Annotated in this window: 10 protein-coding genes; 3 read left to right on the top strand and 7 right to left on the bottom strand. The window is 37.7% G+C overall.

Annotation, left to right across the window (positions count from 1 at the left end; translation table 11 throughout):
• Positions 1-224: 224 nt before the first annotated feature.
• The gene (locus V6256_RS04350; RefSeq protein ID WP_341596843.1) at positions 225-1,124 is read right to left on the bottom strand and encodes a LysR family transcriptional regulator; all 900 of its coding nucleotides are present in this window, start codon (positions 1,122-1,124) and stop codon (positions 225-227) included.
• Between the two features lie 169 nt (positions 1,125-1,293).
• On the opposite strand from V6256_RS04350, the gene V6256_RS04345 reads away from it, so the two are divergent.
• Positions 1,294-2,214 (top strand): DMT family transporter, encoded by a 921-nt coding sequence (locus V6256_RS04345; RefSeq protein WP_341596890.1) that lies wholly within the window; start codon positions 1,294-1,296, stop codon positions 2,212-2,214.
• A gap of 75 nt (positions 2,215-2,289) precedes the next feature.
• Here the strand turns inward: V6256_RS04345 and V6256_RS04340 are convergent, their stop codons facing one another.
• Complete coding sequence (locus V6256_RS04340) at positions 2,290-2,982, bottom strand: cupin domain-containing protein (RefSeq protein WP_341596841.1); 693 nt, start codon at positions 2,980-2,982, stop codon at positions 2,290-2,292.
• 230 nt (positions 2,983-3,212) lie between these two features.
• The gene (locus V6256_RS04335; RefSeq protein WP_341596840.1) at positions 3,213-3,581 is read right to left on the bottom strand and encodes a VOC family protein; all 369 of its coding nucleotides are present in this window, start codon (positions 3,579-3,581) and stop codon (positions 3,213-3,215) included.
• Positions 3,582-4,062: 481 nt separating this feature from the next.
• Between V6256_RS04335 and V6256_RS04330 the strand changes: the two genes are divergently transcribed.
• Complete coding sequence (locus tag V6256_RS04330; RefSeq protein ID WP_341596839.1) at positions 4,063-4,584, top strand: TetR/AcrR family transcriptional regulator; 522 nt, start codon at positions 4,063-4,065, stop codon at positions 4,582-4,584.
• Between the two features lie 371 nt (positions 4,585-4,955).
• Here the strand turns inward: V6256_RS04330 and V6256_RS04325 are convergent, their stop codons facing one another.
• On the bottom strand, positions 4,956-5,729 hold the full coding sequence (locus V6256_RS04325; protein ID WP_341596838.1) for a siderophore-interacting protein: 774 nt from the start codon (positions 5,727-5,729) through the stop codon (positions 4,956-4,958).
• A 604-nt stretch (positions 5,730-6,333) separates the two neighbouring features.
• Here V6256_RS04325 and V6256_RS04320 point away from each other — a divergent pair.
• Positions 6,334-6,882: an HPP family protein gene (locus V6256_RS04320; protein ID WP_341596837.1), complete on the top strand. Its 549-nt coding sequence runs from the start codon at positions 6,334-6,336 to the stop codon at positions 6,880-6,882.
• Positions 6,883-7,137: 255 nt separating this feature from the next.
• On the opposite strand, the gene V6256_RS04315 is transcribed toward V6256_RS04320, so the two are convergent.
• The 3 genes from V6256_RS04315 to bcsB are packed head-to-tail and all read right to left on the bottom strand — an operon-like array spanning position 7,138 to position 14,440.
• Entirely contained in the window at positions 7,138-10,926 is a 3,789-nt protein-coding gene (locus tag V6256_RS04315) for a cellulose synthase subunit BcsC-related outer membrane protein (protein ID WP_341596836.1), read from the bottom strand.
• Positions 10,914-12,080 carry a cellulose synthase complex periplasmic endoglucanase BcsZ gene (gene bcsZ, locus V6256_RS04310; protein ID WP_341596835.1) on the bottom strand — a complete coding sequence of 389 codons (1,167 nt, stop codon included), beginning with the start codon at positions 12,078-12,080 and terminating at the stop codon, positions 10,914-10,916. Before bcsZ ends, V6256_RS04315 begins: the two co-directional genes overlap by 13 nt.
• A 5-nt stretch (positions 12,081-12,085) precedes the next feature.
• Positions 12,086-14,440: a cellulose biosynthesis cyclic di-GMP-binding regulatory protein BcsB gene (gene bcsB, locus V6256_RS04305; protein ID WP_341596834.1), complete on the bottom strand. Its 2,355-nt coding sequence runs from the start codon at positions 14,438-14,440 to the stop codon at positions 12,086-12,088.
• Position 14,441 lies beyond the last annotated feature (1 nt).

The following is a 14,441-nucleotide window of genomic DNA, read 5'->3' as shown; positions in this document are numbered from 1 at the left end:
TCAGGACTTATTAAGAGTTAACTTCCATCAGTGTAGTGTTATATATGTCTGTAATAAAATATGAAGAAGGTCAGCTTTTAGGTGTTGGCTTATTGATAGAGCGATAATATTTAAAATAAGCATACTTAAGTCTTAAGTGACTTTATTAACTACATGTTAGGTATAATCTGGCCTGCTTATGGTCAGATTATTTCTCTTCCCAAAAGTAACCTCTATTCTTTTACTTAATTAAGCTGTTTATACCAAGCTGCTAATAATTTAGCGATTTGCTTGCTGGGACTATTGTTGATTTCACTCTCTCGGGTAAGCGCTGACCAGGCAAGATCCAGTCCCTGTTGCCCAACTTGAGTCGAGCTGATTCTATGAGATTGAAGGGCAGCACTCACCGCCCATTTTGACAATATACTCACACCCAAACCTGCGCTGATTAACTCAATGATGGCATCGGTCATTTCAACAACTTCTACTTGTTTTGGGATCACCCCTGATGGTCGAATAAAACGCTCATATTCAAAGCCTGGTAAAACAGTTTGACTATAGGTGTAATACTGAATCTCACTGAGATCTTGAGGGTTAATAAATGCTTGATGGCTGAGTGAATGGTTATAGGGAGTAACTAAGACCAGTTCATCCATAAAAAGCGGTGTGTTAATAATACCCGGTGTGGCCAAGTAACCCGGTGCAATGACTATATCGACAGAGCCATGTTGTAAGCTGGAAACCGGATTTTGTGTTGCTGAGGCGACTAATCTTAACTTGAGATGGCTGGCTTTTTGATTCACATATTTAATAAACTCAGGGATCCAGTAATAGCTAGAATAAGAGGCTACTCCTAATCGGACAACCTGACTTTCGCGATCTGCCGTTTGTTCAAAATCGGCTTCTGCTCGTGCTAAAGCGGGTAACGTCTGCAATGTAACCTGTGTGAGCAACTTGCCCGCAGGTGTTAATTTTAAGCGGCGTCCTTCTTTTTCAAAAAGTTTTCCACCGAGACGGCGTTCTGCTTCTGCAATTCGATGACTTAATGCTGATTGGCTAATACCCAGTATTTCAGCAGCTTGTGCCACATGACCTACTTCAGAGAGCGCTTTGAGCATTTGCCAGTGTCTAATATCGAGTTTCATATAAGGCCAGATAAGAATGTTAAAAGATGAATTATATGCATGTATTAATTATAAAATTCACTTATATATTAATGTAAAAGGGGCTAATGTCTAGCTTTCAAAAATACAGAGTAACGTCAATATTAACACTTCATTTTATTAGAGCTTACAAGGGAGATATGTGGATAACATGAATAAGGTAGGCGGAATAACATCAAAAATGAACGGCTCTGTATTAGTTCTATTGGCCGCGGTGGGTTTTGGTTTTAACCCGCTGTTTGCACAAATTCTTTTTGCACAGGGAATGTCAGTAGAAGTTGTTACATTGTGTCGCTTTATTTTACCGGGCGTTTTGTTGTCATTCTATTTACGTACTTCCATGCTGTTATGGCCAGAAGTTATACGAATGCTTATGCTTGGCTTTGCTAATGCTTTGGGTGTACTCGCTTATTTTTATGCATTACAGACTTTAACACCAGCCACTGCTATCTTAATTTATTATACTTACCCTTTTTTCTCTCTGTTGATTGGCGTGTTGATCTTTAAGCGTTCGCTAAGTATAAATGCTTTGCTATCCGCATTTTTAGTATTAATCGCTGCGTCTTTAGTGATAGAGCCTTCGCAGTTATCGGTCGCCTCGACATGGGCATTAGTGGGCTGTTTTTTAGCACCTATGGTGTTTGCTTTGCAAATACAATATTTGGCTAAACCAAAGCAACACTTAACGGCGTTAAGCCGAATGGCTTGGAGTACCATGGGGCACTTAATTGTTCTCATTCCCCTCGCTGTTTTTGCATCACCTGAAATAACCTTACCCGAGCAAATAAACGGCTGGTGGGCTTTATTAGGCTTAGCATTTATTGCTGCTGCTTTGCCGCAATACTTATTTGTTATCGGTGCACTTAGAACAAAGCCTGAAGTGATTGTTATTTTGGGGGCGGTTGAGCTTGTTGTAGCGATGCTTTCCAGTGCTCTTTTTCTCGGTCAAGCTCTGACACGACTCGATGTTACAGCGATGCTATTAGTGATTGTTGCGCTCAGTATACGTGAGACTAAGACCCTACCAATGGTATTGGAAAAGGATCAGAAGTCGCCAGCATCTTCTTTATAAGCATTAATTTTTACTATAAATAATTGAAATACCTAACGATTTAGGCATCTTTCCTAGGTGGTTTATACTGCCTATTTATGCGTTTTCTACCCGACTTATTTGATTTTCAACATCTAATAAATGATCTTTTTTTAGCCATACTTTCGCACCATTTTTACCTGCTTTTATTTTTAGTTCACTATTGATAGGTGTACGTAACCAACTGTGTTTTATGAGTGTGTCACCTTGTTCCTGTAGTGAACCTTCTAGTACCAATAATTCAGCACCTGCCTTCGCTTCGATGCTTATTTCTGCTTGTGCTTGAAAATGCAATAAGCTGACTTCTTCAAAGGCATCTTTATACAAAGGAGTCACGGATAACCCGGCGTAATCTTTGTGTGGGATGCTATCTACAAGGTTTGTTTGAATACGAACATGTGTTCTATCATCAGGTTGGAATTGCCACAGCTTAACAAAAATGACGCAACCTTTTTCAGAGCCCGGTTGGTGTTTGGATTGCGGTGGGTTTCTAATGTATGAACCGACAGGAAAGTCACCATGTTCATCTTGAAAAGTGCCTTCAAGAACAATGAATTCTTCGCCACCCGGATGTACATGTGGTGAAAAAGTACTTTGTGGTGCATAACGTACAATAGTTGTTGCTCTTGCAACTTCATTACCTACTCTATCAAGTGGTTTTCTATCCACTCCTTTGATCGGCGATTGAACCCATTCAAGTGAGTTACTATCTACAACAACACGTTGTTCAAAATCAGCAGCAATTTTCATGTTTAATTCCTTTATTTTTTTATTGGGTATTCAGCATAATAATAATTGCTAATATTCATTGTTAATAATTTAACGGATTAAACGATACTTTGATGAGCAATTTGTTTAACGTTTTTAGCTTACTTCAATAAAGTATTTTGTTATTAAAGCCTACCAAGTAAGGGGCTTAATAGCGTGAAAATTAAAGAGGCCTAGTCATTATCGACCTCTTTTGTGTTTATATTAAATTATTAAGTCATGTGGAAGAAACATAATTTATTACCATCTAGATCATATACATATGAGCCGTAGAAGAAATCAAAACGTTGGCCTGGTTCACCTGCATCAGTTGCACCTAACTCAATTGCTTTATTGTAAAGCGCTTTTGCTCCTTCAATAGAACCGCCCGGAATAGCAACTTGTTGGCCATTACCGGCACTTTGTTCTTTATTATCATGTGGGGTACAAACAGCTAACATAGCACCGCCGGCTTCTGTACCATAAAATTTAATGCGATCCATTTCCATCACTCTTTTGCCACCTACTAGATCAAGTAGTGCATCGTAAAAAGCAACGGCGTTATCTAAGTTTTTTGAACCAATTGTAGTATATCCAATCATTGTTAATTCCTTCATATCATAAGTTATATTTTTTGATAGCATGCGTGTAAATAAGGCTAATTGAATAAGCATGCACTTTGTTTTGAACAACTAAATAATAGTCTACCTACCAGAAGGTAGTCAACTGTTGTTTTGTCACTTTATTGCTTTTCCTTTTTACTAACGTCTTAAAAATTTACCTAGGTTGCTGATTTTTAATAGGTAATTTATTTTTAAATAAATTAATAAAATAGTGATTTTGTTAAAGTCGATTAAGTATTGAAAATAAGTTAAAGGTGAATAAAGGGTTTTAGGTGCAAAAAAACGACAGAAGGATGCTAGATATGGTTTGCCACTCTAGTTTGAGAATGTGCTCATTTTTTTAAATAAAAAATTATCAAGTTGTGTAGGTTACTTGTAAAAATGAAAGCCCTTGTAATGGGATCTTGGCTATTAGATAATCGTGATTAGAAATGACTATCTCAGTTGTAGGAAGATGAACATGGGTAAAAAAGAAGAACTTTTAAGGATTGCTGAAAACAAAGTGCGATCAGGAGGTTATAGTAACTTTAGTTTTAGAGAGCTTGCTAATGAAGTTGGTATCAAAAATTCCAGTGTTCACTATCATTTTCCAACAAAAGCTGATTTAGGTGCTGAATTAGCACACCAATATACAGATAATTTTTTAGCTGCATTAGGTGATATTGAAGACATAAAAGCACAAGGGAAAAACCCGATTGATGTTTATACTGGACTATTCAATGGCGCATTATTGATTGATAATAAAATGTGTCTTTGTGGACTGCTTGGGGCACAAAATGAAACTTTACCAGAAAAAGTACAAATAGAAGTAAAACGCTTTTTCCATAAGAATTTAACTTGGCTGACAGCTGCCCATGAAGCCAATGGGGAAGAAAACCCTCCACAGGCAGCTATTACTACTATCAGCTTATTAGAAGGGGCGATGATGATTAGCAAAGCACTTAATGATCATAGCTATTTTAAAATTGCCACTGCAAAATAACGACCTAATAAAGCCCTTCACTTAGCTTTGCCATTCCATAAGGTGCCATTTAATGGCTTACTGAGCACAAGGATGGTTAAGTAAAATAAATATTGCTGAAAACCGATATGGATTAGTAGCAATATTTATACCAATCACACTAATTAACTGATCTATTTTGCTTGTTAAAATAACTTATTTCTTCGTTGTAATTTTCGTAAATAGAACAACTATTTAACTCAAATTACGCCTTGAACTCAGTCATTTTTCCTGCGCAAAATTTAGATCACTTATTTAATATAATTGGTATTATTTCATTCTAACTGAGACGAAACCTCTGTTATCAGTATCGACAGTTGAGTATTACCATTACCCTCTGTGTCGAAATCTGATTAGTTCTGAGTTTCTAGTGCATCTTTGCGTTTTATCACTTTATGACCATCTTCTGTTACACCGTGCTTCCAATAACTGCTCAGGTAAAGATTTTCTTTGTTAACCTGTTTTTCATTACGGAAGTAGGTGCGTAATGCACGCATGCTATCAAACTCACAAGCAGCCCATACAGAGACGTCTCCGGGTAACCATGTTAATGCGCGAACTTGCTCTATAAGTGACTGCTTCTCTGTTAACCAAATAAACTTAATATTAGCTGGTGCTTTAAGTGCTTGTATATCAGCTTCATCGATCACTTTAATAACAGCATAACCTTGAGCTTGTTCAGGCAGCTTAGCTATTTTAGCAGATAGGGCGGGTAATGAAGTCATATCTGCCGCCATGAAAAACCAATCTACTTGTGGATTAATATCTTCAATAAGACCAGGACCATTAATCGAAATAGTGTCTCCTACTTTGGCATTAATTGCCCAGCGCGCAGCAAAACCACATTGTAAATCGGTGACGCTATGACGTACAAAATCAACTTCAATTGTATGATCTTCTCTAGAAAATTTTCGAATAGTATAAGTACGCATTATAGGGCGTTGACCTTCTTCTAAAGTAGATAAATCTGTTCCGCCTTCAGCATTAAAAAGTAGCTTGAAATAGCCGCCATCGCAGTTATCTGGGAATGCATCAAGCTGCTCACTCATTAATACAATACGTTGCAAATTTTCTGTAATTTTTTGTGTTTTAATAACTTGTACTTTTTTAGGCATAGGTTTTTTCATATTAATATTCGCTTATGATGTAATGTGTTTAAGTTATTGTGTGCATAAGAGACATTAGCAGTCTTTATCTAGAAGGGGATGTAGTATCTTTTGAAAAGTTAGCATAGCAGGCTGTTTTTGTATCTCTTGAATATGCCAGATTTAATAGAGTGTGATTAATTATCTTATTATCTCCCTATCAAATGTAATCAACGTATTAAATGTAATGGCTTCTAATCATGCTAATTACATTACTATTCTTAACAATTTAAAGGTCATTATATTTCCCGCCTCTCAATCATGCAAATGATATTTAATATCATTTAAAGAGTTTTACATAAATAAAATTTGTTATTGGTATGACAGGTTATTTAAGCGGGTACTGACAATAATCACACTGTCCTTATTTTTAGATTTTAGTGAATATGCCTTACAAAGATCATTTTGTTAGCTACCTTGGAAGTCATTGTTTATTCGTTCTTTATTGGTGCATATTGTTATTTTTGTTTCAGAGTGGTGCTTATTTTGAAAAATTGCCTTGAAAACTGTATTTTATACCTATTTATGCATTAGTATGGTGCGAATTTGTATTTTTAATGCACACCAATGAGCAAAGGTTTTTAGCGTGAAACAGATATTTTACAGAATGAAAGGTGGTGCTATTTGCCCACCTAGAACGCCTCTTTCTAAAGTGGCATGGTCTTGGCTTGGGGCTTTCTTAGGCATATATTGCGTTGCTATTTTAAATCGTTTTACTGAATTAGATGCATTACATAGCATGTATTTAGTGGGATCGTTTGGCGCTTCTTCTGTTTTATTATATGGGGCACCACAAGCAGATTTTTCACAACCAAGAAATGTTATTGGTGGGCATGTGCTTTGTGCTTTTATCGGCGTTACTTTGCAGAAGTATGTTCCATTAGATATGGCGCTATTAGCAGCACTCGCTGTTTCCCTATCTATTGTTGGCATGCATTTTACGCGTACTCTCCATCCGCCAGGTGGGGCTACAGCATTAATTGCTATTTCAGGCAGTACTAATATTATTGAGAGCGGTTATTATTTTGTGATTAGCCCGATAGCCATTGGTGCCATCATGCTTGTGATCATTGCTTTAGCGGTAAATAACTTATCTAGTAATCCAGCAAGGCATTACCCTCGTTATTGGCTTTAAACCCCATTATCTTCTAAGTTATTGACATTATTTTAGAGTAAGTGGTTACTAAGCCTCTGCATGAGGCTTATACCAATCACACTAATTAACTGATCTATTTTACTTGTTAAAATAACTTATTTCTTCGTTGTAATTTTCGTAAATAGAACAACTATTTAACTCAAATTACGCCTTGAAATCAGTCATTTTTCCTGCGCAAAATTTAGATCACTTATTTAATATAATTGGTATTAGTCGATTTGATCGCTAATTGTACTAGTCAAACTCAGAGTATAAACTGATTGGGTCAACTGGCATTTCTATTGGTTGCCAGCGGTCTGAGAAAGTATAGCGGGCATACAATAGACCATGACGTGGCTCATAGAAGTCAGATAGTTGCATATCGACAGCTAAACCAATATACCAATGATCACTAACACGTTTTTCTAATGCAGCTTCAAATGAGTAGCCAATGCCACCACCTGATGAACTTTCACCAGCCGCGCCATATAATGGATCTTCTTCTGACCAAGAGTTGGATATAGAGCCTCTGATTAAGTATGAAAAATCATTATTAATACGTTGATACCAATTTACCGGAATGGATAATGAGATATATTGCTGAGGGCTATAGTAGCCCCCGTAACCATACGCATACTCACTTAAGTTTTTATCGTATTGGCTATAAAAGCTATTAAGCCCGACGCTTAATTGTTTATCTCTTTCACTAATCAGCTTCCAGTATGCCCCGCCAAGTAAAGCTAAACTGGTATTATCTTCTACGTTATGACCTGTGATGTAATGATACTGTAGCCCACCCCAATAGCCGACAGGAGCCCCTGTATCATAGCTTAGGCCTAATTTGACGCCAGTACGGACAACATTACCCCAATACTCTCCGATATGCTCATTATCACTTTCAATGTCGATATCAGGTACTTGCATACCACCAAATGATAATGTGCTACTGGTATCGGAACGACGTGATAAAGTTGTTCTCCAGCCAAAGTCACCTAGGTCACCAGAAAGATTCAATCCACCGACCCAGGTTTGGGTTTCAAACCCAATCGGCGTTGTACCAATATCTGCTGACCAAGTATTTGCTCTCCAACCAATTCCTAATTCTATGCCATTTTCTGTGGAGCTAAATTGTGTGTCGCTATTACTACCAGTATCTTTATTAAAATAATTTAAGTCACCAGAGTTTAATGCCACCATATCTGCACGTAATATTAAATGACCATCGTAATCTGGCATCGGAATACTGATTTCTACAGGAATTTGAGTGGCATTATTTTCACTATCACGGCCGCTATAATCGATTCCAAATTCAATATAACCATCGTTGCGTTTATGGATTGTATCAATATCAGACTTCACACTGCGTGTTAGCCAATAGTCATCTGCTTCATCATAGAGCTGTTGAAAATCTTTGTTGTCATTTGTAGTTGTTGAAGGAGACTTAGCTTGTTGATCGCTTAATAATGCTTGATAGCCTAACGACTTGGCTAGTTCATATTCTTGATTGTCCATCGCTACATTCATACCTGTTCGATAGTCAAAAGCCCCTGCATTTTTGGTTGTTGATAATTGTCTACTGAGCGTCAGAGCTTGTTGTGTTTGTCCTTGCTCATTCAATAATTGAGATAATTGAGCGACTTGGTAATTGCTTAGCTTCTGTTTGTCTTTGTACAGCTGTAATGTCATTTTCTCTAATGCAGCTGTATTTCCTTGTGCACTATAAATATCAACTAAAGCGTATTGTGCATCAATAGCATCGTTAGTATTACCTGTTGCAATTGGGTAATATAAAGCCTCAGCGGTAGCGTAATCTTTGTTACCCATTGCGTACTTGGCGAATAGTATATCGCGTTGTTGAGTGTAATTTACAACTTCAGCTTGGGTACCTTTGGGCGCTGGAAGTTGATCTTTCCAAGCTACAAACTTCTTATCTATATTGAGTTCATAAAGCAAATTACCGTAATCAAGCTGAGTTTGATAAGACCAAGTCGATTCAGGGCTTTGCTTATTAATATCAGTATATGCTTCCTGTTCAAAACCTAGCTGATATTTCATTGTAATTAGTTGGATCGATACTTGTGAGCGGTTTTGATTCTCTAATAACATCTGATCTATTTTCGCTTTTGCTGCATCGGGATCCGTTTTAACCAGCTCTGATAATTGCTCAAAAGCGAGAGATAAACTTAACCTATCAAGATTATTTTGCATCGCAGTAGTACGCTGCTTTGGTGGTATTGCTTGTAGCACTTCTATTGCTGTTTCAGTTTCACCATACCGAGATAAATATAAAGCATAGGCAAATTGGAAGTTTGGATCTTTATTAGATGACCATTGTTTCATTAATCTATCAGCACGTGTCGCTTCGCCCATTGTTTGCAAAGCATAAGCAATATCTGCTTTATCCCAAACTGAAGAAGGAGGATTTTTCAGCAGTTGATTGACTTTGTCCGTGGCAGTTTGATAGTTATTTTCTGCTAGTGCTTGTTTGAGATCTGCTAATAAAACATCACTATACAAAGCGCCTATTTGACTTCTCACTACTTTGCGTTGCGCTGCGCTATAGCCTTGCGAAAATCGATAAGCTGCTAATTTATTTTGCTGCTCTTCTCGAATATCAATTCGGCCAATAAGTGCATTTTTATTTAATGGCTGTTTTTTCAGTGTGATTAAATAGTATTTTTCAGCAACTGAATATTGCTTTTGAATAAATGCTAATTCTGCCAATGCATTATATGCGTTTACTGTATCAGGTTGTAATTTCACAGACGCTTGGTATTTTTGTTTGGCTTTAGTATATTGACCTCTTTCCATATAAAGGTCGCCTTGGTCAATATTTACCCAATACAATGATTCGGTGGTCAATGCCTGCCACCTACTTTGATAACGCTTATCAGGATCATATTGCTCAGCTTGTTTAAAATAGTTAACAGCAAGCCCTTGTCTACCTGTTCTTAAGTATACGTAACCAAGTGCGGCAACAATCTCAAGATCTTTGGGGCGTGTTTTTAGCGCTGCTAGCAGTTTTGGTTCCGCGGCATAATAGCGTTTGGCCTCAAATAATGCCAACCCTTCAAGCTTGGTAATATAAGTTGGATCTTTAAGTCTTTCTTTCTCTTCTTCAAAGCGTTTTTTTGCATCATCATAGGCTTTTAGATAGGTTTGATCGCCGGATCTATAGCTGCTTAAGATGGCGTATTGTTTTAATACATCAGCGGTGATCCGTTGCTTATCTAAAAGTGCTAACCAAATTTTAGCTGCACTATTACTCGTCGAAGGGGCTAGAGTTAATTGTTGTAAAGCGGTTAATGCTTCAGTATCAGTTGGTTTTTCACTTAATGTGTGACGCGCTAACGCTAATTGAAATTGTGGGGTGCCCGGGTAATCATTGTTGAGTTTAATTAGTTTGTTTTGAGTTTGTTGCCAATTACCTGTTTTATTATCTTCTAATAATATGTATTCAAGTTGCAGTGCTGGAGTTGGGATACCGTCGCTAAAAATCTTGTTATATATTGCTAATGCAGCCGCATACTGCCCTGATATGCTTAATAATTTTGCTTGTTGATAGTCATTACGATTACTTGAATATATAGATAAGTACGATGCCACCTGCTTTGTTTCTGGTGCATTAGGGTATTGAGATTGGAGTTTTTTTAATGCCGCTTGTGCTTTATCTACTTTTTGTATTTTAGATAAGTACAGCGCCTGATATTTTAAACCTGCGAGGCTATTTGGGTTGATGGCAAGCAAGCGTTCTAATGTTGCCTCGCTAATATCAGGTCGATTTAATAGTTGTGCATATACTAATTGGTTGATCAGCCACTCTTGTGAGTCCACCGAAGTAAGATCTGTGGTAAATGTAAAGGGCTGATAGGTAATGATTGAATTTGATGTATTCTCATTAGCGTATGTATTTTTAGTATAAACAAGGCTAAACAAGAAAGTACCGAGCATTAATGGTGTAATAAGCAATGCCAGTCGTTTTGCTGGCATAAAAGGTTTATATCTATTGATCATATTTGTTGTTATCAGGGTTATTTTTGACATGATGTTAACCAATGAGGTATTACTCGACCTTGTGCATCAAATTGGTAAAGCTTATTCATCCAACCTTGTGCAAATAACATTAAGACACTTTGATAGTAATGTTTATGCTCAATACTCGCTAGATTATCTTGAGTACGATTAAAGATTTGCTTCGCTAAATCGGTTTCACCTGACGCCATTAATAAAGGTGTAATCGCTGCTGTTAAACCTAACCCTGCATTACCTTGATAACTGCCATCGTTAGCATTCAATGTTTCAGGCATTGCATTCGTTTCTTTTAATACTTCAACTAACGGTTGCATAGCCTTAATTAGTGGTGCTTTATGTGAACTTTGATCAGAGAGTAGTCCTGCCCATAGGTAAGTGCGAATTGCATTATAACTACCGATACCTTGAGTTGCTGTATCGGTTTGTAGTCCATTGGCGGTCACTTCAACCCAATCAGGACTAAAGCCCATGGGCATGCTATCTAGCAGTAACTTATTAGAGCTATCTATCAATGCTTGCCATTGATAATCTGGATATAAAGCCTGCATACGAACCAGTAATTGCATTGGTAGATAACTTGGATTTAAGCGAACATGGTTCTTATCTGATACAAAACCTGTTCGGCCTGGTAATAAGACGGTGCCATAGTTATCTACTTCAATGGTTTCCTCTTTTAGAATACGAGCAGCTATCGCATAGCCGAGTGTTTGATAGTAGTAATTATCCCACAGTCGTCCAGCTTCAACTAAGTTATAGGCTATCCATAAGTCTGAATCTGATGCTGTATTATAATCTAAAATCCCTTTCTTACCTGTAGGCAATGCACCCCATAGCCACGAAGGTAAGTGCGCCGTTAGATCGCCATCAGATAAATTAATTTCAGTCCATTCTAATAGCGAGTCAAAGGCTTTTTGATCATTGGCAACCAAAGCAAAAAACATTCCGTAAGATTGTCCTTCTGAAGTGGTTATATCGCGTGACTCACTATCATCAACCACTCGTCCATCTTTAATATAGTTATCCTTGAAGCGCTGCCATAGTGGCCAAGCACATTGTTGGATGGACAACTCAGCTTGACTGTTTTGCTGAGTCGTTGACTCAACCTCGGCCATTACTAATGTTGGCAGAGCTAAGAAACTAACTAATAAAAGATGAACTAATTTCATTGAGTTTACTCCGTATCTTCAATTCGGCTTCTAGCGATACGTCTTAGTACGCGCCAAAGTGCCAGTGTGACTAAGATAACTAACAATAGGGCTGCAAAAGACATTAATATTGGATATTGTGAAAAATGGTACATCACTAGTTGCCACACCGGTAAGTGACCAACATAGTAGTGTTCACCGACATTAAAGCTAGCAATTGAGTTGTCTCGGATTGTAATAACAGAGCCAAACATGCTGTCAACTTTACTTGTATCGTTCAGTGCTTCATTAACTAAATTTAACGCAGGTGCTGAGTTAGCTAGTATATTAACAACCGTCCGTTGAGGGCTAAATGGCGATTGGTAACTGGTTATTGCCGCAAAATTACCTTTTGCTGATATTTCAACTAGATCGGCTGGTTGAGGTTCACTAGTCGCAGGAGAAACCCAATTCTTACCTTGTTGATTCTCATTTTTACTCGGTAATTGACTTAAGCGTAACTCATCATTTAAGAGCATGTTAGGAGAGTAGTTTTCACTGACCTCTTTTAAGTTTTGCTCAATACCTATCGTTAAAATATCTTTATCTTGTAAAGCCTTTTCTGACCATTTATTGGTTAGCTCAATATTTACAGCTGGGTAGCCAGTATTGGCAGCAAATCTTCCCATCATATTAGCAAAGGTTTCTATTTCGCCTTGAGTTGGCTGTTCAGGTAACACGATCACAGTATCAGATAGGTCAGCCATACGGGTGAATGGAAAACCAGAGTTGGCAAATGAGCGCATATTAGGCATTTGTATATAATGCGCAAAACCAGAAAAGTCTACGTAGGAGTTTGCATCAATGGCTGCATATTGTTTACTTGGTTGTATACTCTGACAAGTTAACGCGCCATCTTTTAATGCTCCACCACTGGTAGGAGAAGAAAATCCAAACTCAAATTTTAAGTTATTACGGCTACCCACTTTGAAAGCTGGAATGTGTACTTCACCTTTATCACTTAACGATGCATCATCTAATAATGGAATACGTAATCGATCTGCGTGTTGGGATTCACCTTCACTAGTGAGAGGAAATGCCTTAATAAATTGATTATTAATGCTCAAACTCATACGAGAGCCTGAATTGTCATTTTGTGGAGAGTAGCGATATGCTAGCTCAAATGGAATACCATTACTTTGCCAAGTGAAGAGGTCTGGCGGTAATTGGAAGTCAACAGTCACAGGTGGAGGCGTTTGTCCTTCAATTTGTAGACGATTTTGATCTTTAACCATTTCTGCCAGTGTTACTGGGCGTTCTGTATTAACCCAATTAGGTGCATCATAAGGTTTACGCGGTTTTATTTGTTGAATACGTGTTACTTTTGCAATTGGACCCGTTAATAGGTGTTGTCCAAAGGCTAAACCTTTCACTGCTTTAATTAGATCTTTATTATCTCGTCCACTAACCACCAATAATTTCACATAGGGTTTACTTGGGTGAGAGATCATCTGCAGATAAGGCCCATCTACATCCGGGTAATCCTTTAAAAATTCAGGTTTATTATCATTGGTCACAAATACAATGGCATGGTCATCAGGTGCTTCATCTTGTAATACAGGAAAACTTGTTTTACGCCATTCAGCCAAAGAACCAAAATACGATGAGGCAATACCTAATGCTTTAATCTCATCGATATCTGCATTGTCGCCAATCACCATTGGTAAAACCAATGACGTCATATCTCGTTGATCAAAGAAGGGAGCAGGGAGAAGGCTTAAATCATTAGCAATTTGGGTTTTTTGAACTTGCAATGCAATATGACTATTTTGGCTGATCTCTGCCCAAATACTCGCATGGTTTGGATCTCGACAAAGCTGATCGATATCGCCGATCATTTCAAAACGAAGTTGGTTATAGTTACTAAACAAACGAGGATCTAAAGGAATTGATGCTTGGACTTTTTTACCTTGTGTGCCATCAGCAATAGAAATAACGCTCATTAATTCATTATTAAAATATACTTTCATATGCGACACAACAGACAGCAAAGCTGGTGAAGGAATGAAATCCAGTGATAAAGTTGCTTTTGATGTTATTTCATCTAAACGCGAGCCAAAACCAACATAAACTTGGCTTTCACTTCCTTGCATAAGAATCGAACCTGAATAGCCAAGATCATTAAAGTTTAGAATGCGCTCTTGAACATTCGGCGATACTTTACGTGGCGATGTTGACCCTGAATCTAAAGTCGAGCGAGTATTTGTTGTCAATGCTGATGTTGTAGCAGTGGCAACTTCTGCATTTGTTTCAACGGCCAAGGCATTGGTCGCAAGCAGCGGGCTACCAAATGCTAAACTCACTGCGTAAGCCAGTACTTTAATTTTATCGTTTATTCGCATA

The sequence above is a fragment of the Psychromonas aquatilis genome (assembly GCF_038155185.1).
Classification (GTDB): Bacteria; Pseudomonadota; Gammaproteobacteria; order Enterobacterales; family Psychromonadaceae; genus Psychromonas; species Psychromonas aquatilis.
The sequence above is the reverse complement of the archived record's forward strand: the minus strand, read 5'-3'. Positions and strand labels throughout refer to the sequence as shown.